Annotated in this window: 19 protein-coding genes and 1 pseudogene; 14 read left to right on the top strand and 6 right to left on the bottom strand. The window is 67.1% G+C overall.

Annotated features, from left to right (window positions below):
- Positions 1 to 116 (top strand): annotated as a pseudogene (locus EWE75_RS26290) (IS30 family transposase); the annotation flags it as partial.
- A 127-nt stretch (positions 117 to 243) separates the two neighbouring features.
- Here the strand turns inward: EWE75_RS26290 and EWE75_RS17815 are convergent.
- Entirely contained in the window at positions 244 to 1083 is an 840-nt protein-coding gene (locus EWE75_RS17815; RefSeq protein WP_130159456.1) for a 3-keto-disaccharide hydrolase, read from the bottom strand.
- Between the two features lie 276 nt (positions 1084 to 1359).
- Here EWE75_RS17815 and EWE75_RS17810 point away from each other — a divergent pair, with 276 nt between their 5' ends.
- Entirely contained in the window at positions 1360 to 2685 is a 1326-nt protein-coding gene (locus tag EWE75_RS17810; protein ID WP_130159455.1) for a glycosyltransferase, read from the top strand.
- A gap of 175 nt (positions 2686 to 2860) precedes the next feature.
- Here the strand turns inward: EWE75_RS17810 and EWE75_RS17805 are convergent, their stop codons facing one another.
- A complete protein-coding gene (locus EWE75_RS17805; RefSeq protein ID WP_130159454.1) occupies positions 2861 to 3553 on the bottom strand; it encodes a ferritin-like domain-containing protein in 693 nt (230 codons plus the stop codon).
- 193 nt (positions 3554 to 3746) lie between these two features.
- Here EWE75_RS17805 and EWE75_RS17800 point away from each other — a divergent pair, with 193 nt between their 5' ends.
- On the top strand, positions 3747 to 5312 hold the full coding sequence (locus EWE75_RS17800) for an amidase (RefSeq protein WP_130159453.1): 1566 nt from the start codon (positions 3747 to 3749) through the stop codon (positions 5310 to 5312).
- A gap of 35 nt (positions 5313 to 5347) precedes the next feature.
- On the opposite strand, the gene EWE75_RS17795 is transcribed toward EWE75_RS17800, so the two are convergent.
- Complete coding sequence (locus tag EWE75_RS17795; RefSeq protein WP_130159452.1) at positions 5348 to 5887, bottom strand: hypothetical protein; 540 nt, start codon at positions 5885 to 5887, stop codon at positions 5348 to 5350.
- Positions 5888 to 6020: 133 nt separating this feature from the next.
- On the opposite strand from EWE75_RS17795, the gene EWE75_RS17790 reads away from it, so the two are divergent.
- Positions 6021 to 6386, top strand: coding sequence for a PRC-barrel domain-containing protein (locus EWE75_RS17790; RefSeq protein ID WP_130159451.1), 366 nt, complete (start codon positions 6021 to 6023; stop codon positions 6384 to 6386).
- A 131-nt stretch (positions 6387 to 6517) separates the two neighbouring features.
- Here EWE75_RS17790 and EWE75_RS17780 read toward each other — a convergent pair whose 3' ends face one another.
- Positions 6518 to 7396 carry a tyrosine recombinase XerC gene (locus EWE75_RS17780; RefSeq protein ID WP_130159450.1) on the bottom strand — a complete coding sequence of 293 codons (879 nt, stop codon included), beginning with the start codon at positions 7394 to 7396 and terminating at the stop codon, positions 6518 to 6520.
- Positions 7393 to 7842, bottom strand: coding sequence for a hypothetical protein (locus EWE75_RS17775; protein ID WP_165388432.1), 450 nt, complete (start codon positions 7840 to 7842; stop codon positions 7393 to 7395). Before EWE75_RS17775 ends, EWE75_RS17780 begins: the two co-directional genes overlap by 4 nt.
- Before the next feature lie 151 nt (positions 7843 to 7993).
- Between EWE75_RS17775 and EWE75_RS17770 the strand changes: the two genes are divergently transcribed.
- From EWE75_RS17770 to EWE75_RS17725, 10 genes are all read left to right on the top strand, one after another.
- A complete protein-coding gene (locus tag EWE75_RS17770) occupies positions 7994 to 10162 on the top strand; it encodes a primosomal protein N' (protein WP_130159448.1) in 2169 nt (722 codons plus the stop codon).
- Between the two features lie 253 nt (positions 10163 to 10415).
- Positions 10416 to 11243 (top strand): hypothetical protein, encoded by an 828-nt coding sequence (locus EWE75_RS17765; protein WP_130159447.1) that lies wholly within the window; start codon positions 10416 to 10418, stop codon positions 11241 to 11243.
- Positions 11240 to 11545 carry a hypothetical protein gene (locus tag EWE75_RS17760; RefSeq protein WP_130159446.1) on the top strand — a complete coding sequence of 102 codons (306 nt, stop codon included), beginning with the start codon at positions 11240 to 11242 and terminating at the stop codon, positions 11543 to 11545. Before EWE75_RS17765 ends, EWE75_RS17760 begins: the two co-directional genes overlap by 4 nt.
- Before the next feature lie 77 nt (positions 11546 to 11622).
- Positions 11623 to 13212, top strand: coding sequence for a S1C family serine protease (locus EWE75_RS17755; protein ID WP_130159445.1), 1590 nt, complete (start codon positions 11623 to 11625; stop codon positions 13210 to 13212).
- Between the two features lie 54 nt (positions 13213 to 13266).
- On the top strand, positions 13267 to 14166 hold the full coding sequence (gene argB, locus EWE75_RS17750; RefSeq protein ID WP_130159444.1) for an acetylglutamate kinase: 900 nt from the start codon (positions 13267 to 13269) through the stop codon (positions 14164 to 14166).
- A gap of 61 nt (positions 14167 to 14227) precedes the next feature.
- Positions 14228 to 14539, top strand: a complete 312-nt coding sequence (locus EWE75_RS17745; RefSeq protein ID WP_231708434.1) for a YggT family protein — start codon at positions 14228 to 14230, stop codon at positions 14537 to 14539.
- Positions 14506 to 14829, top strand: a complete 324-nt coding sequence (locus EWE75_RS17740) for a DUF167 domain-containing protein (protein ID WP_231708433.1) — start codon at positions 14506 to 14508, stop codon at positions 14827 to 14829. The genes EWE75_RS17745 and EWE75_RS17740 overlap by 34 nt, the downstream gene beginning before the upstream one ends.
- A gap of 4 nt (positions 14830 to 14833) precedes the next feature.
- Complete coding sequence (gene folD, locus EWE75_RS17735; protein ID WP_130159442.1) at positions 14834 to 15709, top strand: bifunctional methylenetetrahydrofolate dehydrogenase/methenyltetrahydrofolate cyclohydrolase FolD; 876 nt, start codon at positions 14834 to 14836, stop codon at positions 15707 to 15709.
- Positions 15706 to 16299: a hypothetical protein gene (locus EWE75_RS17730; RefSeq protein WP_130159441.1), complete on the top strand. Its 594-nt coding sequence runs from the start codon at positions 15706 to 15708 to the stop codon at positions 16297 to 16299. The genes folD and EWE75_RS17730 overlap by 4 nt, the downstream gene beginning before the upstream one ends.
- Positions 16296 to 16916: a MarC family protein gene (locus EWE75_RS17725; protein ID WP_130159440.1), complete on the top strand. Its 621-nt coding sequence runs from the start codon at positions 16296 to 16298 to the stop codon at positions 16914 to 16916. The genes EWE75_RS17730 and EWE75_RS17725 overlap by 4 nt, the downstream gene beginning before the upstream one ends.
- Before the next feature lie 43 nt (positions 16917 to 16959).
- Here EWE75_RS17725 and EWE75_RS17720 read toward each other — a convergent pair whose 3' ends face one another.
- Positions 16960 to 18735, bottom strand: a complete 1776-nt coding sequence (locus tag EWE75_RS17720; RefSeq protein WP_130159439.1) for an AcrB/AcrD/AcrF family protein — start codon at positions 18733 to 18735, stop codon at positions 16960 to 16962.
- Positions 18736 to 18756 lie beyond the last annotated feature (21 nt).

Here is an 18756-nt window from a genome sequence, read left to right as displayed (position 1 = left end):
ACAGGAAACTGCGCGCCTATGCCGACCGTCTCAACAACACCCCGCGGAAATGCCTCGACTTCCTGACCCCCGCCGAGGCATTCTCGCAAATCTCAAACGGTGCACTTCAAACGTGAATCCACACCCCAGCTTGCGCTGGGGTGACGGGCACTGGTGGATTGCCGTCCGTCCGCTTTGGAGAGGCGAAGAGTGATCGTCCCGGCGATTATGGCTGTCCTAAGGACGCCTATTTGGAGGAAGATGTCAATCCGATCCGCGCTTAAGTATGGAGGCCACCGCAACTGCATCCAAGGGTCGGATCATCACGTTACGAAACATGATCTCCGCCCACTCTAGCTCAAGCGCGATGCGACCTGCAGTCAACGGGGTAGTTCGGCCGTTCTTATCGCGGGTGGCAAGCTTGAATAATGTCGTCACAATACGACCGTTGACGAGGTGTGCCGCCTGATCGTTGAAGGCGTAAAGATCGACGGTGTTCCAATCGTCCATCCTTTCGTATTCACCAGCGTGTTTGTGCCACTGGCGTTGGATGCCGCCCGATACAATCGGTTCTTGATAGGTGCTCGGAAAAGCGGGAATCCAGTTCGGCCACAATGGTGTTCCACCGAGTGACGGCCCCATCAACGCCAGCGTGTCGACCATGATCGCGTCCCCGACATCGCCCTCTTCAAGCTGGAACTCGACACAATTCGGGAAAAGCCGGTCGGTTTCAGGCCCCATATGATAGAGGATACCGCTGTTCCTGCGTTGTAGCTTGCGAGGAGGCCAACGGTCTAAACCGTAGCGGTATTCCAGCCGCAGATGATAATTGCCCCAGCTCTTCTTTGTGGAGATGTGTCCAGGCGCCGCGTCCGTTCCGGTGTAGTGCGAACCGAGGAAGTGGATTACGCCATCCCTTACGGTGACGGCGTTATGAAGGTCGCTGTTGCCAACCCCTTCTTGGAAGAAGGTCCACCCTCGTGACGCATCACTATCGAAGAGACGCTGCCAACCTTTGTCACTTTCAATACCGAGCAATCGTCCGGGCAACGAACAACCGAAAGCAGCAGCTACGGAGGAGCCGATAAAGCGACGACGATCCACGGTGAACCTCTTCTTTCTTCAGCAGAAGCGACTGACACACTTACCATTATATTGGAATAGAGATTCTATACGATCGAAGGTCCGCAACTGGGGCGCCTCCTGCCAGTCGGCTTTCCGGCGCGTCGTGTCGATCGCTGGCGTGGGAACGGGAGAAATCGGTGGGCGCGCCCCGCCCCGTTCATGGCGGCCACACAACCCCACAACACGTCGCATTTCCCGCCTCGGTACAATCCCGAGATTGACGATCGCCCCATGATTCCACAGGGAGCGAAGGGCATGCGCAAGATTGTCCTAACCACCATCGGAACGCTCGGCGATTTGCATCCTTTCATCGCCATCGCGCAGGCGCTGCGCCGCCACGGCTTTGCGCCCGTGCTCGCGGTGGCGGAGGACCAGCTCGCCAAGTGCCGCGCGGCGGGGATCGAGGCGGTGGCGGTGCTGCCGGGGTTCGACTCGGTCCAGCATCGGCTCGGGCTTGCCGAGGACGAAGCGGTCAAACGCATCATGGGCGACCAAATCGAAATGCTCGATCAAGTGCTGCTCCCGGCGTTGCCCGGCTGCGTTCACAAACTCGAAGCGGTCACCACCGGCGCCGAGGCGATCATCGCCTCGACCTTCGTGTTCGCCGCCCCGATCGTCGCCGAAAAGCTCAACATCCCGCTCGTCTCGGTGGTGCTCCAGCCGATGGCGATGCTGTCCGCCTATGATCCGCCCTGCACGCCCGATTTCTGGATGATGAAGCACGCGCCCAACACCGTGCTCGGCCGGCTGTGGAACCGCGCGGTCTACGGCACGATGCGGCTCGCGGTGCAGCTCAAATGCGGCCCGCAGATCGATCGCGTCCGCACCGCCCATCGGCTGCCGCACAAGAGCGCGCGGCGGCTGCTCGAAACCAGCGAGCGCTCGGCGCTGACGCTCGCCACCTATTCACGCCATTTCAGCCCGCTGCCGCCCGATGCGCCGGCCAATGTGCGGGTGGTCGGCTTCCCGATCTTCGACAGCCAGAGCGGGGCCGAGGAAACGCTCGATCCTGCACTCGCCGCGTTCCTCACCGATGGCCCCGCGCCGATCATCTTCACGCTCGGCAGCTTTGCGGTCCACTGCCCCGGTAATTTCTATGCCGAGGCGGCGGCGGCGGCGCGCGCGCTCGGCCGGCGCGCGGTGCTGCTCACCGGCGGACACGCCGCACCCGTTCGCGATGGCGACATCTTCCGCTGCGCCTATGCGCCGCATTCGCTGCTGTTCCCGGCGGCGGCGGCGGTGGTCCACCACGGCGGCGCAGGCACCACGGGCCAGGCACTGCGCGCCGGCAAGCCGCAGCTCGTCGTCCCCCACATGGGCGACCAGTACGATCACGGCCAGCGCATCGAGCGGCTCGGCGTCGGCCTGTCGATGAAAGCGCACCGCTTCACCGCCGCCCGCGCCGCGCGCATGATCGCCCGGCTGCTCGACGAACCCGATTACGCTGAGGCTGCCGCCCGGATCGGCGCGCAGGTCGCCCGCGAACACGGCGCCGACGCGGCGGCGGCGGCGATCGCCGAAGCGCTCGGCCCGGCCCGCGTGCCCTCGCGCGCGTTCGTGCCCCGGCTGGCGATGGCGTAGCGGATACCGCTACCTACTCCGTTCGTGCTGAGTAACGGTCGAGTAGCCCGCAGGGCGTATCGAGGTCGTGTATCGAAGCACATGCCACGCGTCCCACATGTGCTTCGATATGGACTCTCGATACGGCGCAAGCGCCTACGCGATCCCTACTCAGCACGAACGGATGGTGAGGCCATCAGGCTGGGACAGGCGCGACCTGACGCTGCGGTTGGATGTGCTCCTGCACCTCCCCGGCATCCGCCCAGGCCCGGCTACGCGGCAGCCACGGGTTGAGGAACAACAAAGGCAGCTTCAGGAACAGCAATTCGCGGTGAATCCAGAAGTCGATCAGCTTCTCGCGCCGCTTCGCCTGCGGGCGGCCTGTCCGCACCAGCCAGTCCTGATAGGGTTGCCAATGGCTCGGCTCGTCGCGCTCGACGATACGGAAGATCTTCATCAGCACCGGGTCCGATCGCACCAGCCGCGATTTCAGCAGCACATCGACCTGTTTCATGCCGCGCATCTCGGTGAGCATGATGACCCGGCACAGCCGCTCGAACATCGCCTCGCTCGCGATCACCGCCTCGGTATCGAGGTCGTCGATGGTCGAGCCGAACACGATCTCGACGAAGCGATCGATATGCCCGCATGCACGATCCACCGAGAGCGGCATCTGCCCGCGCAGTTCGAACCAGCGGCGGAACATCACATAATGTTTGCGCTCATCGGCGCGGTGCTTGCGGATCGCGGCGATAAAGGCGGTATCGTCGGGGCAATGCGCCTGCACCGCCTCCAGCACACGGTCGATGCTGGTATAGCCGCGATGCTCGTTGTAAATGTAGATCGATGCGAGCACGTCGAGATAGCGGCGTCTGAAAGCGTCGAACATCGCTCGATTTGATCCAACGTATGGGCCGCAAACGGCCCGCCTCTCCGATGCCCCTGCGGGCTTTTCGCAACGATAGCATCGTCGGAGCGCGTTACACCATGATTTCTGGCGGCTTGCCGGATCGGCTAACCGACCGCATGATCTGCCGCGCCGCGTCTGGCTGGATTGAGCTACGATCGGCGGGGAGAAAAAGATGCGCCTTGGATTGTTCGTGCTCGCGGTCGCCGCCGCCGCGCCGCTGGCCGCGCAGACCCCTGTCGAGGACGCCTCGATCGCCCAGCTCGACGCGCGCCTCGCCACCGGCACGGCAACCAGCCAGAGCCTCACCCGCGCCTATCTCGTCCGCATCGCGGCGATGGACCGCAAGGGGCCGGCGCTCCATGCGGTGATCGCGCTCAACCCCGATGCGCTGGCGGCGGCTCGGGCGAGCGATGCGCGCCGCCGCGCCGGCCACCCGCTCGGCCCGCTTGACGGCATACCGTTGCTCATCAAGGACAATATCGAAATCGCCGATCCCATCGCCACCACCGCCGGCAGCCTCGCGCTGAAAGACAATGTCACCCACCGCGACGCGCCCGTGGTCGCGCGGCTGCGCGCCGCCGGCGCGGTGATTCTCGGCAAGACCAACCTGTCCGAATGGGCCAACATCCGCTCGGATCATGCGATGAGCGGCTGGAGCGCCACCGGCGGGCTGGTCCGCAACCCCTATGCGCTCGATCGCACCGCCTGCGGCTCGTCGAGCGGATCGGGCGCAGGCGTAGCGGCGAGCTTCGCGGCGGCGGCGGTCGGCACCGAGACCGACGGATCGGTGGTGTGCCCCTCGGCGATGAACGGGCTGGTCGGGTTGAAGCCGACGCTCGGCCTCGTGAGCCGCACGCATGTCGTGCCGATCAGCCACAGCCAGGACACGCCCGGCCCGATGGCGCGCAGCGTCGAAGATGCCGCGATCCTGCTCGACGCGATGACCGGCTTCGACCCCGCCGATCCCGCCAGCCGCAACATCCAGTATTTTGCGCCACATTCCTACGCCGCCGATCTCAAGCGTGCGACCCTCCAGGGCGTTCGCATCGCCGTCCTCCACCCCGACATGCCCGAGGCGATGAAGCCGACCTATGTCGCCGCGCTCGCCGTGCTGACGGCGCAGGGCGCGGTGCTGGTCGATGTCGAGATGCCCAAGCTCGACGGCCTCGGCGAAGCCGAAACGCTGGTGCTCCACACCGAACTCAAGGCCGATCTCGACGCCTATCTCGCCACCACCCCGCCTGCGGTAAAAACCCGCACGCTCGCCGACGTGATCGCCTTCAACGAGGCCAACGCGGGTGCCGAAATGCCCTTCTTCGCGCAGGAAACCTTCCTCGCCGCCGCAAAGACCGAAGGCCTCGCCGACCCCGAATATCTCGGCGCGCTCGCCAAGTCGCGGCGACTGGCCGGCAAGGAGGGCATCGACGCGATGCTCGCGCAGGCCAACGCTACGCTGATCGTCGCGCCCACCTACGGCCTCCCGTGGCTCAGCGACACCGTCTCGGGCGACGGCGGCGAAGGCCCGAGCGCGAGCCAGTTGCCAGCGGTGGCGGGCTATCCGCACCTCACCGTGCCGATGGGGCTGGTCAAAGGGCTGCCGGTCGGCCTGTCCTTCATCGCGACGGCGCTGGGCGATCAGACCGTGCTCGATGCCGGCTATGTCTACGAACAGGCGTCACACGCCCGCGTCGCGCCGCACTATCTGCCCACGGCGGACGTACCGCCAAGCCACCCCTGAGCGAACCTAACACCCACCCGTGAGATGAAAGCGCCTTACTTCCGGCAATCCTCGGTCACGCGCTCGATCTCGGCCCAGGCCGGGATCACCAATGTCGGATAGCCCGTCTGTTCGATCACGAACCGCCCACGACTGAACCCCATCGCATCGAGCAGCGAATCACGCGGCGTCAGCGCGACCGCGAGATACGGCGTCGCGCCCCCGGTCGGCGTCAGGTTGAGCGTGCGCGCGGTGCTGGTGGTGCGGATCGTCGCCGCCCCAGCCCCGCCCGCGCCGGCACGCGACAGATACACCATCCGCGCGCCAACGTCGCAGCGCAGCGTCAACACCGCGTCGCTACCCGGCGTACCGTAGAGCGCCAGCGATCCGCGCGCATCCTGCCGGTACACCCAGTCACCCGGCGTCAGCGACCAGTCGCGCCAGTCCGACGCGGCGGGCGTTGGCGGCGGCGGGAGCGGCGCGGCGGGCCGGGGCGCCACGGGCGCGGGGCGCGAGGGCTGCGGGCGAGGCGCCGGTTCGACGCACCCCACCACGGCGAGACTGAGGGCGATGCCGGAGAGGAAACGTGCGCGCATCCCAACGCTATGGGCGATGCACGCGCGCGGCTCAACCACCCGCGTCACCTGAGCGATGAAATGCCGCGCCTCCGCGATCAGGAACCGCCGGCACCATCAGCCGTTACGCAAACGACACAGATGGGAACCCCGCATGACCGACCAGCCCGCCACGCAATTGCTGATCTCCTCCAACCGCAGCGACGCGATGAAGGTGCGCAGCCGTGACGGCGAACGGATCGGCTCGGTCAACGCCTTCATGATCGACAAGCGCAGCGGCCATGCGCTCTATGCGGTGCTGACGATCGGCGGCTTCCTCGGCATGGGCAAGGCGTTCTACCCGCTGCCGTTCGCATTGCTCGATTTCGACCCGATCGCGGACGCCTATGTCGTCACGATCGACCGCCGCGTGCTCGAAGGCGGCCCGAGCTGGGCCAACAACGCACCCGATTTCGACCAGGCCTATGCCGATCGCGTCGCCAGTTATTATTCGGTGCCGACCGAAAATTTGGCGGTCTGATCCCCGCGTTCTCCCACTCCGTTCGTCCCGAGCGAAGTCGAGGGACAAGCCCCAAGCGATGCGCAGGGTGTCTCGACTTCGCTCGACACGAACGGTTTGGGGGTTTCGATCAAGTCAGCACGAGCGGATATTCACGCCCGAGGATGCGCGTTCCGATACACGTCGAGCAGATGCGCCGCATCGACCGCCGTATAGACCTGCGTCGATCCCAGACTCGCGTGGCCCAACAACTCCTGCAACGCGCGCAGATCGGCCCCACGCCCCAACAGATGCGTAGCGAAACTGTGCCGCAGTGCATGCGGCGTGGTCCGCTCGGGCAGCCCCAGCCGCACCCGCGCCGCCTGCACCGCACGGCGGATCAGTCCGGGGGCCAGCGGCCCGCCCTTCGCCCCGCGAAACAGCGCCGCCTCGCGCCCCAGCGCATACGGGCATAGCGCCACATAATCCTCCACCGCCGCGCGCACCTGCGGCAGCAGCGGCACGATCCGCGTCTTGGCGCGCTTGCCGGTGACGACCAGCGTCTCGCCAAGCGGCAGCACCGCCCCGGTCAGCCCGACCGCCTCGCCGATCCGCAGCCCAGCGCCATACAGCAGCAGCAACACGGCGAGATCACGCGCGCCGATCCACGCCTCGTCACGATCCTCGGCAACCTCATCGGCGAGCGCGACCGCCTCGTCGGGCGAGATCGGCCGCGGCACGCCCTTCTTGACGCGCGGCCCGGCGAGGCGCGGCACCGCCACCCCCGCGAAGCCGAGAAACGCCCGCACCGCCGACAGCTCGCGCGCCGCCGAAGCATTGCCGATCCCCCCGCCACTGTCAGCACCGCGCCGCATCGCCAGAAACGCGCGCAGATCGGCGGCGGTCAGCGCCTCCAGCGCCGGCGGCCCGCCGGTATGCGCCTGCAAGAACCCCAGCAACCGCTCCGCCGTCGCCTGATACGCCCGCACGGTATGCACCGACCGCCGCCGATCACGCGCGAGATGCTCGGCAAAGGCCTGGGGAAGGTTCATGCCGCCGGCCGCCGCGCCCGCTGCTTGGCCGACACCGATTTGATGAGCAGCCGTGGCGCGGCGGCCGGGTCGATCGGCACAGCCACGCTTGCCGCAGCGGCATCGAGCAGCGCCGCCACGCGCGCATCCTCGATCAGCGCGGGGTTCAGGCGGATGTGACGCATCGTGCCGCCCCCGCCCGCCAGCAGCGCATGCGGGTCGGGCAGCGCCGGACCGTTCACAAGGAACAGGCTGACCCAGCGTGGATAGAGCGCAACCGAACAGATCGCCTGGCTCGACCGATCACCCGGGGCGAAAGCGATCGCGAGCGCGTTGTAGTTATCATAGACCAGCCGGGTCGCGCCCGGCAGCCGCGCCGCGACCATCGCCAGCGCCGCGCGCGCATCCGCCGCCACCGCTGGCGTGAAGCGATCGATCATCGCGTCGAGAGTCTGTTGCGGCGTCATCCCGGCGCGTTCTAGCACATCCGTCGCCCCGGCGAAGGCCGGGGCCGCTGTGTGTGGGGCAATTGGGTCGCCAAATTACGCAGCGGCCCCGGCCTTCGCCGGGGCGACGTACAAGTCGCCTTTTCCCGCATCCCACCCTAGATACACGCCAATGTCCCGCGCCCGCGTCCTCGTCATGAACTCAGCGCTCGGCCCGCTCGATTACCGCGTGCCGCACGGCATGCATGTCGAGCCGGGCTCGGTCGTCGTCGCGCCGCTCGGGCCGCGCCAGTTGCTCGGCATCGTCTGGGAACCCGATCGCATGCCGTCCGACGCCGAAGTCGGCGACAACCGGCTGCGCAACCTGCTCGCCGTGCTGCCGGTGCCGCCGCTGGCAACGCCGCTCCGGCGGCTGATCGAATGGACCGCCGATTACTACCTCGCCGCCCCCGCCGCCGTCGCGCGGATGGCGCTCGCCTCGACTTCGGCGCTCGAAGGCGCCAAGCTCGTCACCGAATATCGCGCCACCGGCGAAGTGCCTGATCGCCTCACCCCGCAGCGCGAACAGGCGCTCGAACGGATCGGCGCGCATCAGGGCCTGATCCGCGAACTCGCGACGATCGCCGACGTCTCCGACGCGGTGATCCGTGGCCTCGTCAAAGTGGGCGCGATCGAGCCTGTCTCGGTCGATATCGACCAGCCGTTCCCACTTCCCGACCCGAGCCACGGCGCACCCGCGCTCAGCGCCGACCAGCGCGCCGCCTCCGCCGCCCTCGTCGCCGATGTCGAGGCGAGCCGCTTCCAGCCCACCTTGCTCGACGGCGTCACCGGATCGGGCAAGACCGAAGTCTATTTCGAAGCGGTCGCCGCCGCGATTCTCCAAGGCAAACAAACCCTCGTCCTCCTACCCGAGATCGCGCTCACCGAACCCTTCCTCAAGCGCTTCGCCGCGCGCTTCGGCTGCGCGCCGGTGGCATGGCACTCGGGCCTCAGGCAATCGCAACGCCGCCGCGCCTGGCGGCAAATCGCCGACGGTCAGGCACTCGTCACGGTCGGCGCGCGCTCGGCGCTGTTCCTCCCTTACGCCAATCTCGGCCTCATCATCGTCGATGAAGCGCATGAGACCAGCTTCAAGCAGGAAGAGGGCGTCCATTATCACGCGCGCGACGTGGCGGTGATGCGCGGCAAGTTCGAAAGCTGCCCGGTCATCCTCGCCTCCGCGACCCCCGCGATCGAGACCCGCCAGCAGGTCGCCGCCGGCCGCTACGCCGAAGTGAAATTGCCCGGTCGCTGGGGCGCCGCCGAAATGCCGTCGATCGCGCCGATCGACCTGATCGCCGAACCGCCCGAACGCGGCCGCTGGATCGCGCCGCGTCTGGTGAAAGCGATCGACGAGACGCTCGGCCGCCGCGAACAGGCGCTCCTGTTCCTCAACCGGCGCGGCTATGCGCCGCTGACGCTCTGCCGAACCTGCGGCCACCGCTTCCAATGCCCCAATTGCACCGCCTGGATGGTCGAGCACCGGCTGGTGCGCCGGCTCGCCTGCCATCACTGTGGCCATACCGAACCGGTGCCGCGCGTCTGCCCCGAGTGCAGCACCGAGGATACGTTGGTGCCGGTCGGCCCCGGCGTCGAGCGAATCGCCGACGAGGTGAAGTTGCTGTTCCCCGAGGCCAAGGTCGCGGTCGTCACCTCGGACACGATCTGGTCCCCCGCCAAAGCCGCCGAGTTCGTTGGCCGGATGGAGGCGCACGACATCGACCTGATCGTCGGCACCCAGCTCATCACCAAGGGCTATCACTTCCCCAATTTGACCTTGGTCGGGGTGATCGACGCCGATCTCGGCCTCGAAGGCGGCGATCTGCGCGCGAGCGAGCGCACCTTCCAGCAGATCATGCAGGTCGCCGGGCGCGCCGGGCGCGGCGCCAAGCCCGGCCACGTCTATCTCCAGACACACAGCCCGAACGCCGCCGTGATGCGCGCGCTCATCACCGGCGATGCCGAGGCGTTTTACGCAGCCGAAACCGAAAGCCGCCGCGAAGCCGGCGCGCCCCCGTTCGGCCGCTTCGCCGCGATCGTCGTCTCCAGCGAGGACCAGAATGCCGCGCAGGACGCCGCGAAAGCGATCGGCCGCGCCGCGCCGCGCATCGACGCGATGGAAGTCTACGGCCCCGCCCCCGCCCCGCTCGCCATGCTACGCGGCCGCCACCGCTTCCGCCTCCTCGTCCACGCCAAGCGCGCGCTCGACGTGCAGGACGTGATCCGGGCGTGGCTGGGCGGAGTGGATTGGTCGGCGAAGGTGCGCGTGGTGGTGGATGTCGACCCGTATAGTTTCTTGTAATATTCGTGAGATATCTTCGGTCTTTAAGTCAATGATACTATAGTTGCTATAACCGTTTGGGCCTGATAGTATTACAATATCTCATTGTTTCGGGGATTCGCGTAGCATCCAACGGACAATGGGGATTATGATGATAGCTGCGGCACGTCTTCGTGGAAGCACCCTGGCCTTGGGCGCTTCCGCACTGTTGATGCTCGGGGGATGCGCGTCCTTCAGCGCAAAGCCAGATCCGCTACGCAGCGTATCTTCGGAATTGAAGGCGGCAACGGACTATCCGTTCGAAAAGGCGATGGCGGAGTGGTCGACGCGGGGCCTGGCTAACGATCTCAACGGCCAGCGCACGGTTCGCGATAAATATATCATCCTGCAGATGCGGGCGATCGATGCGCGATATCGTGCCTTCCTGACCGGCCTCGCCCAACAATCGCGCGGCACCAGTCTCGTTCTCGATGTCGCCACACTCGGATTGACCGGCGGCGCATCGTTCGCGGCCCAGAAAACCGCGCATATCCTCTCGTCGGGGGCGACCGCAGTGGTCGGCGGGCGCGCGGCGTTCAACAAGGATCTGTTCTACGAACGCACCTTGCCGGCGCTAATCGACGAAATGAACACCGCGCGTACAAAAGCGCAGGCGTCACTCACCGCCGGCATTGGCAGGACGGCCGATCAGTACAACCTCGCGATGGCCGATATCGATCTGTCGCGATATCAGGATGCCGCCAATCTCGACACCGCGCTCCAGCAGCTCACCGGCGCAGCTGCGGCCCACGTCGAGGCCGCCAACGCGCTGTATACGGCGGATTTCAAGGGCTGCCTCCCCAAGAGCGAGGTCTATCTGCCACGTGGCAAGATGATCACCTATCTCAACAGCCTGACCAACGACGCCGGCAAGCCGACTCTCGCCAAGATCGTCGGCCCCGGCAACCTCGGGCTGGTTCCCGATCCCGCCGCAAAGACTCCGCAAGAACTCGCCGACGTCATCCGGCAGTATATTACCGTCAAAGTTTGCGATCTCGCGTCGGCTAAGCAGGTCGCGGCCACCTGGGACGATCCGAACCATCTTCTGGGAGATCTCAAATGACGATCAAGGCAATCGGTGCAGCTTCCCCCGATTGGGGGCTGGACGATCTCGCGGCCTTCATCTGGGGGAATGAAATCGTGTGGGGACAGGCCAGCCAGATCGGCAACGACGGCGAGACCACCGTCGTCGTCTTCGACCGGTCGCACGTACCGGTGCCGACGGATAACACGGTTCATGTCGCCGTCGTCCGCGAAGCGGACGACGCGCCCGCCAATGCCAAGGCCTTGCTATGCAGCGGTGAAGCCATCTTTCGCGCGGAGCAGGACAGGGAAGTCACGGCGGTGAAGGTGTTCCGCATCTGATCGCGCCGACCGCAGTCGCAGCCGGCCCATCGCTTTTGCCCTGTCCTACACCGGCGCTTCCTGTCAAAATCACGGCGATGACCGTTCTGCCCAACACCCTCGCCCGCGCACGCCGCATCGTCTCCGCGCCCATGCGCGTTCTAGGCAACCTTAGCCGCTTTTGGGCACTGCTGCTCGCCGTGCTGGCGCTCGTCGCCCCGGCGCGCGCGGACGATGTCGGCGCGACCGCGCGCGGCGTGGTGCGCGTCGTCACGATCGCGATGGTCGATGGCGAAGTCGTCGGTTTCGGCCACGGCAGCGGCTTCGCGATCACGCCCAACCGCATCGTCACCAACGCGCACGTCGTCGAACTCGCCAAGCGCTATCCCGACAATGTCGTCGTCGGCGTCGTGCCGTCGGAAGGCAGCAAGAGCTACGAGGGCAAGGTCATCGCGCTCGACGCCACCCGCGATCTCGCGATCATCGATGTTGCCGGCGCGCGGTTGCCGCCGGTCACGGTCTACAGCGGCCCGATCGACGAGGGCAGCGCCGTCACCGCGCTCGGCTATCCAGGCAACGTCGATCTCGCCACCGCGCAATCGGCCACCGATTACATCCACCCGCTCACCCCGATCCGCACCGGCGGCGTGTTCTCGGGGCGGCGTATCATGACCGGCGTACAGGTGCTGCTCCACACTGCCGGCATCGCGCGCGGCAATTCGGGCGGGCCGCTGCTCGATCCGTGCGGGCGCGTGCTCGGCGTCAATTCGGCGATCACCCATAGCGAGGAGGGCGACACCAGCTTCGGCTTCGCGATCGCCGACAGCGAGCTGACCGCGTTCCTCGCCGCCGCCAAGCAGCCATACAGCGCGGTCGGCCTGCCCTGCACCAGCCTCGCCGACACGCTCAAGCGCGACAGCGACGCCGACGCGCAGGCGAGCGCGCAGGCCGATGCGGCGAAGCGCGACGCCGCCGTCAAAGCCGCCGCCGCGCATGAGGCCGCGCTCGCCAAGGCGCGCGCCGATGTCGAGAACAACCGCGAGGACGTGATGGCGCTCGCCGCGGTGCTGCTCGTGCTCGGCGCGCTCGCCATCGGCGGCGCCGGGCTGCTCGAAGTGCGCAACCAGCGCCGCTGGGCGATCGGCGTCGGCGCGGGCGGGCTGCTGCTGATGGTCGCGGCGGCGATCGTCTTCTTCAACCGCCCGACCGGCGACCCGGTTCTCCCGCCCGAGACGGTGGCGACCGCGACCCCGGCCCCGCTCGCCGCCGATGCCGCGACCGGCAAATTGGTCTGCTCGGTCGTGCCCGAGCGCAGCCGCATCGTGTCGTCTTCGACCGACGACGTGCATCTCGACTGGGGCAAGGATGGCTGCGTGAACGGTCGCACCCAATATGCCGAGGATGGTACGCGGTGGGATCGCTTCCTCGTCCCCAACGAGGAACAGACCGCCTCGCTGTTGCAGTTCGATCCCGCGACGAAGACGTATACCGCGCTGCGCTACTTCCTCGGCGCCGACCAGATGGATGCGCTGCGCAAGATCCGCTCGCAGATCCCGCTCAAGGCCTGCTCGGCCGATCCCGCCGCGCGCGCCGCGCTCGCGACGCAGCAGGGCGCGATCCGCGCCGCTTTGCCCGCCTATCCCAATGAGAAGATCGTCTATCGCTGCACCGCCGATACGACACCGTGATTCGGCGCGCGCAAAGACTACTCAGCGCGCGCGGAAGCCTGTAAGCGGCGCCGCATGACCGATCATACGCCCCACGCATCGCTGCTCGCCAAGGCCGAAACGCTCGTCGAGGCGCTGCCCTATATGCAGCTTCACGAAGGCACGACCTTCGTCATCAAATACGGCGGCCACGCGATGGGCGATCCCGAGGCGGCGCGCGATTTCGCCGAGGATGTCGTGTTGATGAAGGCGGTCGGCATCAATCCGGTCGTCGTCCACGGCGGCGGCCCGCAGATCGGCGCGATGCTCAAGCGCCTCGGCGTCGAATCGCGCTTCGTCGACGGCCTGCGCGTCACCGATGCCGAGACTGCGCGGATCGCGGAGATGGTGCTGGCGGGATCGATCAACAAGGAAATCGTCGGCTGGATCGATCAGGCCGGCGGCCGCGCGGTCGGCATCTCCGGGCGCGACGCCAATTTCGTCACCGCCGAAAAGGTCGGCCGCTCGACCCCCGACAAGCTCCAGGGCATCGAACGTCACGTCGATCTCGGCTTCGTCGGCGAACCCGTCGCGGTCGACCGGCGCATCATCGACACGCTCTCCGACGCGGGCGTGATCCCGGTGATCGCGCCGATCGCGCACGGCGCCGACGGCCAGACCTACAACATCAACGCCGATACGATGGCCGGCGCGATCGCCGCCGCGCTCGGCGCGAAGCGCTTCTTCCTGCTCACCGACGTGCCGGGCGTGCTCGACAAGAACAAGGAACTCGTCACCGATCTCAACCCCGCCGGCGTCGCCGCGCTGCGTGCCGACGGCACGATCAGCGGCGGCATGATCCCCAAGCTCGAGACGTGCGTGATGGCGGTCGAGCAGGGCGTCGAGGCGGCGGTGATCCTCGACGGGCGCGTGCCGCACGCGATGCTGCTCGAAATCTTCACCAAGCGCGGCGCGGGCACGCTCGTCCACGCGTAAACGGTCGCGCGAACGCGCCGTCTAAGCTAGTATCGCACGATCGCAGCATCGGGAGTTTTCGTTGGCCTCGTTTTTCATCATGCTGCTCAACATCGTTCAGATCCTGCTGGACGTGGCGAGCTTCATCATCATCGTGCAGTTCATCCTGTCGCTGCTGATCTCGTTCAACGTGGTCAACACGACGAACGAAGTCGTCCGCTCGCTCGATCGCGGGCTGACGGTCATCACCGAGCCGGTGTACCGGCCGGTCCGCCGCATGTTGCCGGCGACCGGCGCGATCGATTTCGCGCCGCTGGTGGTGCTGGTCCTCATCCGCATCCTCGATCTCGCGGTGCTGCCGTGGCTGTACGGTCTGGCGGTTTCAGCGGGTTGAGCGCGTGGCGGCCTGGCGATGACGGCATCCACATCGCCGTCCGGGTAACCCGGCGCGGCGGTCGCGAGGCGCTGGGGCCGGGAACGGCCGAGCATTTCGCGGCGCGGATTTCCGCTCCGCCGGTCGACGGCGCCGCCAATGCCGCGTTGCTGTCGCTCGTCGCGCGGGAATTCGGCGTGGCGAAGCGTTCGGTGACGCTGACCGGCGGTGCGACCGCGCGGCTCAAGCGTCTGCACATTACGGGCGATCCAGCGACGCTGGGGGTGATTGCCACAGAGCGAATGGGGTGACGGCATGAGTGCGAACATCATCGACGGCAAGGCATTCGCACTGAGCTTGCGTGAACGCATCGCGGCACAGGTCGCGGATTTTGTGGCGGCGGCGGGCCGCAAGCCCGGCCTGGCGGTGGTGCTGGTCGGCGAAGACCCGGCTTCGGCGGTCTATGTCCGCTCGAAGGGCAAGGCGACGGTCGCCGCCGGCATGACAAGCTTCGAACATCGCTTGCCCGCCGATGTCGCGCTGGACGATCTGCTCGCGCTGGTCGATACGCTCAACGTCGATCCGGCGGTGGACGGCATCCTCGTGCAACTGCCGCTGCCCGGCCATCTCGACGAACTGGCGGTGACGACGCGGATCGACCCCGACAAGGATGTCGATGGCTTCCACCCGGTCAACGCCGGGTGGCTCGCCACAGGGTTGGAAGGGTTCGTGCCCTGCACCCCGCTCGGCTGCGTGATGCTGCTCAAGGACCAGCTCGGCGATCTCACCGGGCTAGACGCGGTGGTGATCGGGCGTTCGAACATCGTCGGCAAGCCGATGGCGCAATTGCTGCTCAAGGAAAGCTGCACCGTCACGATCGCGCATTCGCGCACGCGCGATCTGTCGAGCGTGGTCAAGCGCGCCGATATCGTCGTCGCGGCTGTGGGGCGACCTGAGATGGTCAAGGGCGAATGGATCAAACCCGGCGCGACCGTGATCGACGTCGGCATCAACCGAACCGCGACCGGGCTGGTCGGCGATGTCGATTTCGCCGGTGCCGCCAGTGTCGCCGGTGCGATCACGCCGGTGCCGGGCGGGGTCGGCCCGATGACGATCGCGGTGTTGCTGCGCAACACCCTGGTCTCGGCCGGACGCCGCGAAGGCGTCGCGATCAACGAGGTGGCGCTGTGATCCTCACGCTGCTGCTCGCCGCCGCCGTGCCCCAGACCGCCGTCGATGCCGAACTCGCCTTCGCCAAGGCGGCGCGCGGCGAGGGACAATGGACCGCGTTCCGTCGCTTCGCCGCGCCCGACGCGGTGATGTTCGTGCCCGATGTCGTGAAGGCGCAGGAATGGCTCCAGAACCGCGACGATCCCGCCACCGCCACCCGCTGGCAGCCGGCGGTGAGCTACGTCTCGTGCGACGGCCATTGGGCGGTCAACACCGGCGGCTGGCAGCGCCCGGACGGCACCAGCGGCTATTTCACGACGATCTGGCATCGCGGCAAGCGTCACTGGCGCTGGGTGTTCGATCACGGCGACACCACGGCGGCGGCGCGGATCATCCCGCCCAAGCCGGTCGTTCACCACGCCGCCTGTAGCGGCAAGGGCACCGGCACGTTCGGGGTCGATGCCGATGCCGGCTTCGGTTCCTCGGGCGACCAGACGTTGCGCTGGCGCTGGAACGTCACCTACACCAAGGGCCGCACGCTCTCGGTCGAACTGTGGGACGGCGATCAATATCAGCGCGTCATCAACGACGTGGTCGCGCCGCCAAAATGATCGAACTGTTCATTTCGTCGCTCATCACCTTCTTCGTGGTGATCGATCCGCCCGGCTGTCTGCCGATCTACGCCGGGCTGACCGCCACCGCGACGCCGGCCCACGCCCGCGCGATGGCGGTGCGCGCGGTGCTGGTCGCGGCGACGATCCTGCTCGTTTTCGCGTTGTTCGGCGAGGATCTCCTGCGCGGGCTGGGCATCAGCCTGGCGAGTTTCCGCATCGCCGGCGGCATCATGCTGTTCCTGATCGCGCTGGAAATGGTGTTCGAAAAGCGCACCGAGCGCCGCGAGGATCGCGCCGCCAAGGTCGCCGCGACCCCGGAAGCCGAAGATGTGTCGATCTTCCCGATGGCGATGCCGATGATCGCCGGCCCGGGCTCGATCGCCTCGGTGATGCTGCTGATGAGCCGCAACGAAGGCATCGAGCGCAGCCTGGTGATCCTCGGCGCCCTGGTCTCGATCCTGCTGCTGACACTCGCCGCCTTGCTCGCAGCGGGGCCGCTGATGCGTATCCTCGGCGCCAAGATCGAAGCGGTGGTGACGCGCATCCTCGGCGTGCTGCTCGCCGCGCTGGCAGTGCAATTCGTGATCGACGGGGTGAAGATCAGCCTGGGGTAAGGCGTCGGCCCCGTCCCGTTCGCACTGAAGATTCAGCAGCCGCTCAGTAATTGATCCGCCACAACCTCAGCGGGGATTTCGCCGGCAGCGGCAATTGCTCCAGCCACGCCGGCACCTTGCCGTGCGCGAGCTGGTCGTAGAATCCGCCCGGATGGCGCGCCCGGTACTGGGTCGATTCCGCCATATTCGGGCACACCAGCAGCAACGTCGCGCCGTGCCGCTTGGCGATCGCGCGGAACTCGGCCGGGCTGCGCGTGAACGCGTGCTGCACGTCGAGGATCGCGTCGCCATTGCGGTGGTACGGCCCCGCTACGGCATTATGATGCGTCAGTGTGATGAGCCGCGGCCCGAGATCGACGAAGGTGAAGATCGTCGCCGCCGGATAGCGATCGAGCGGGCGCAGCGCGCCGTTGGTGTTGCACGATCCGCTCGCGCGCATCACCGTGTTTACGCGCGCGCTCGGGCGGGCGATCGGCAGATATTGGATCACATAGCCCGCGAACAGCCCCGACACGAGCAGGAACGCCGCCACCGTGCCGAGCACGCGCACCGCCACCCAACGGCTGCCGAGCAGATTTGGGAACACCAGCCAGCCGAGCGCCACCGCCCCCGGCACCGCGAGCATCTGCGCGCCCGGCCCGGCGCGCGCCTGCCACAGCAGCAACAGCGCCGCCATCGTCGTGAACAGCAGCACTGTCATCCAGCCGACGAACGAGGGCTGCCGCCGCGCCTGCCATGTCGCTACGCACGCGCCGATCACCCCGATGATCGGCAGCGTCACCACGGGAATCGCGGTGCGCAGCGGATGCTGATAGATCGGCTTGGCCTCGCGCACATTGGCGAGCCAGTTTCGCGCCAGTTCGGGCGACACCTGTTCGGGCCGGCCAAGACATTGCGGGAATACCGAAGCGAAGCCGGCGACGATCGCCAGCCCGGCCACCACCGCCAGCACCAGCCGCAGCGTGCGGTTCTGCGGGCTGAGCCGCGCGAGCAGGAACAGCAATGCGCCCGCGACGATCATCACGCTCAACCACACCGGCGTCAGCGCGTCGCAGCGCATCACGCTGTTGGCGTAGGACGCGAACCCGGCGTACCCCAGCGCACATCCGCCGGCGAGGCACAGCCCGTAGGCGCTCATCCGCGGCGCGTCGGCGCGGTCCCACACCCAGCACAAAGCTATGATCGCGCCAGCGCCGGCGCAGAATGGCAGCATCTCCAGCCCGATCGTCAACGACACTGCGCTCGCCAGCCCGACGATCAGCCCGCCGCGCGGTCCGTTCGGGTCGGACAGCCCTGCCACCGTCAAGCTCAGCATCGCGAGCTGCCAGCCGTGATGGTCGATCCGCTCCGGCATGAACATCAGCATCGTCGCGGAGCAGCACAGCAGGAACACGATCGCGAGCGGCCACGCCACCGGGCTCACCAGCCGCCGCACCGTCGCCGCCAACCCGAGCATCGCGATGCTGAGCGGGAGGAGCGGCGCGATCCCGCACGCCAGCCGCTCCGCCCATGCCGGCCCGCAAAACGGGCGGAACAGCAGGATCATCCCCGCGATCGGCAGATCGACGATTCGGCTCCAGTGCATGTTGAACCCACCCGGCGGGTTCATCCGGTACTGGCGCAGATCGTACCAGCCCTGCCCGTTCAGCAGCGCGCGCACCTGCATCAGCCGCATGTTGTCATCGGTATCGGGCAGCGACAGGAAGTGCATCTGCGCCCAGCGGTCATGCAGGAACCACGCCGCGATCACCACCCAGGCGATCAGCGTCAGCCTTACCCAATAGTGATCGACCAAATCCTTGGGCCGCGCGCTAACCATGCAAAAAGCTTTCCACGTGTA

The sequence above is a fragment of the Sphingomonas populi genome, from assembly GCF_004208535.1.
GTDB lineage: Bacteria > Pseudomonadota > Alphaproteobacteria > Sphingomonadales > Sphingomonadaceae > Sphingomonas > Sphingomonas populi.
The sequence above is the reverse complement of the archived record's forward strand: the minus strand, read 5'-3'. Positions and strand labels throughout refer to the sequence as shown.

Bases quoted from the DNA above. Each gene is read 5' to 3' on its own strand.
- EWE75_RS17805 (WP_130159454.1), bottom strand. From the start codon at position 3,553: ATGTTCGACGCTTTCAGACGCCGCTATCTCGACGTGCTCGCATCGATC.
- EWE75_RS17760 (WP_130159446.1), top strand. From the start codon at position 11,240: ATGACGATCAAGGCAATCGGTGCAGCTTCCCCCGATTGGGGGCTGGAC.
- EWE75_RS17790 (WP_130159451.1), top strand. From the start codon at position 6,021: ATGACCGACCAGCCCGCCACGCAATTGCTGATCTCCTCCAACCGCAGC.
- folD (WP_130159442.1), top strand. From the start codon at position 14,834: ATGAGTGCGAACATCATCGACGGCAAGGCATTCGCACTGAGCTTGCGT.
- argB (WP_130159444.1), top strand. From the start codon at position 13,267: ATGACCGATCATACGCCCCACGCATCGCTGCTCGCCAAGGCCGAAACG.
- EWE75_RS17810 (WP_130159455.1), top strand. From the start codon at position 1,360: ATGCGCAAGATTGTCCTAACCACCATCGGAACGCTCGGCGATTTGCAT.
- EWE75_RS17795 (WP_130159452.1), bottom strand. From the start codon at position 5,887: ATGCGCGCACGTTTCCTCTCCGGCATCGCCCTCAGTCTCGCCGTGGTG.
- EWE75_RS17720 (WP_130159439.1), bottom strand. From the start codon at position 18,735: ATGGTTAGCGCGCGGCCCAAGGATTTGGTCGATCACTATTGGGTAAGG.
- EWE75_RS17780 (WP_130159450.1), bottom strand. From the start codon at position 7,396: ATGAACCTTCCCCAGGCCTTTGCCGAGCATCTCGCGCGTGATCGGCGG.
- EWE75_RS17770 (WP_130159448.1), top strand. From the start codon at position 7,994: ATGTCCCGCGCCCGCGTCCTCGTCATGAACTCAGCGCTCGGCCCGCTC.
- EWE75_RS17755 (WP_130159445.1), top strand. From the start codon at position 11,623: ATGACCGTTCTGCCCAACACCCTCGCCCGCGCACGCCGCATCGTCTCC.
- EWE75_RS17725 (WP_130159440.1), top strand. From the start codon at position 16,296: ATGATCGAACTGTTCATTTCGTCGCTCATCACCTTCTTCGTGGTGATC.
- EWE75_RS17775 (WP_165388432.1), bottom strand. From the start codon at position 7,842: ATGACGCCGCAACAGACTCTCGACGCGATGATCGATCGCTTCACGCCA.
- EWE75_RS17800 (WP_130159453.1), top strand. From the start codon at position 3,747: ATGCGCCTTGGATTGTTCGTGCTCGCGGTCGCCGCCGCCGCGCCGCTG.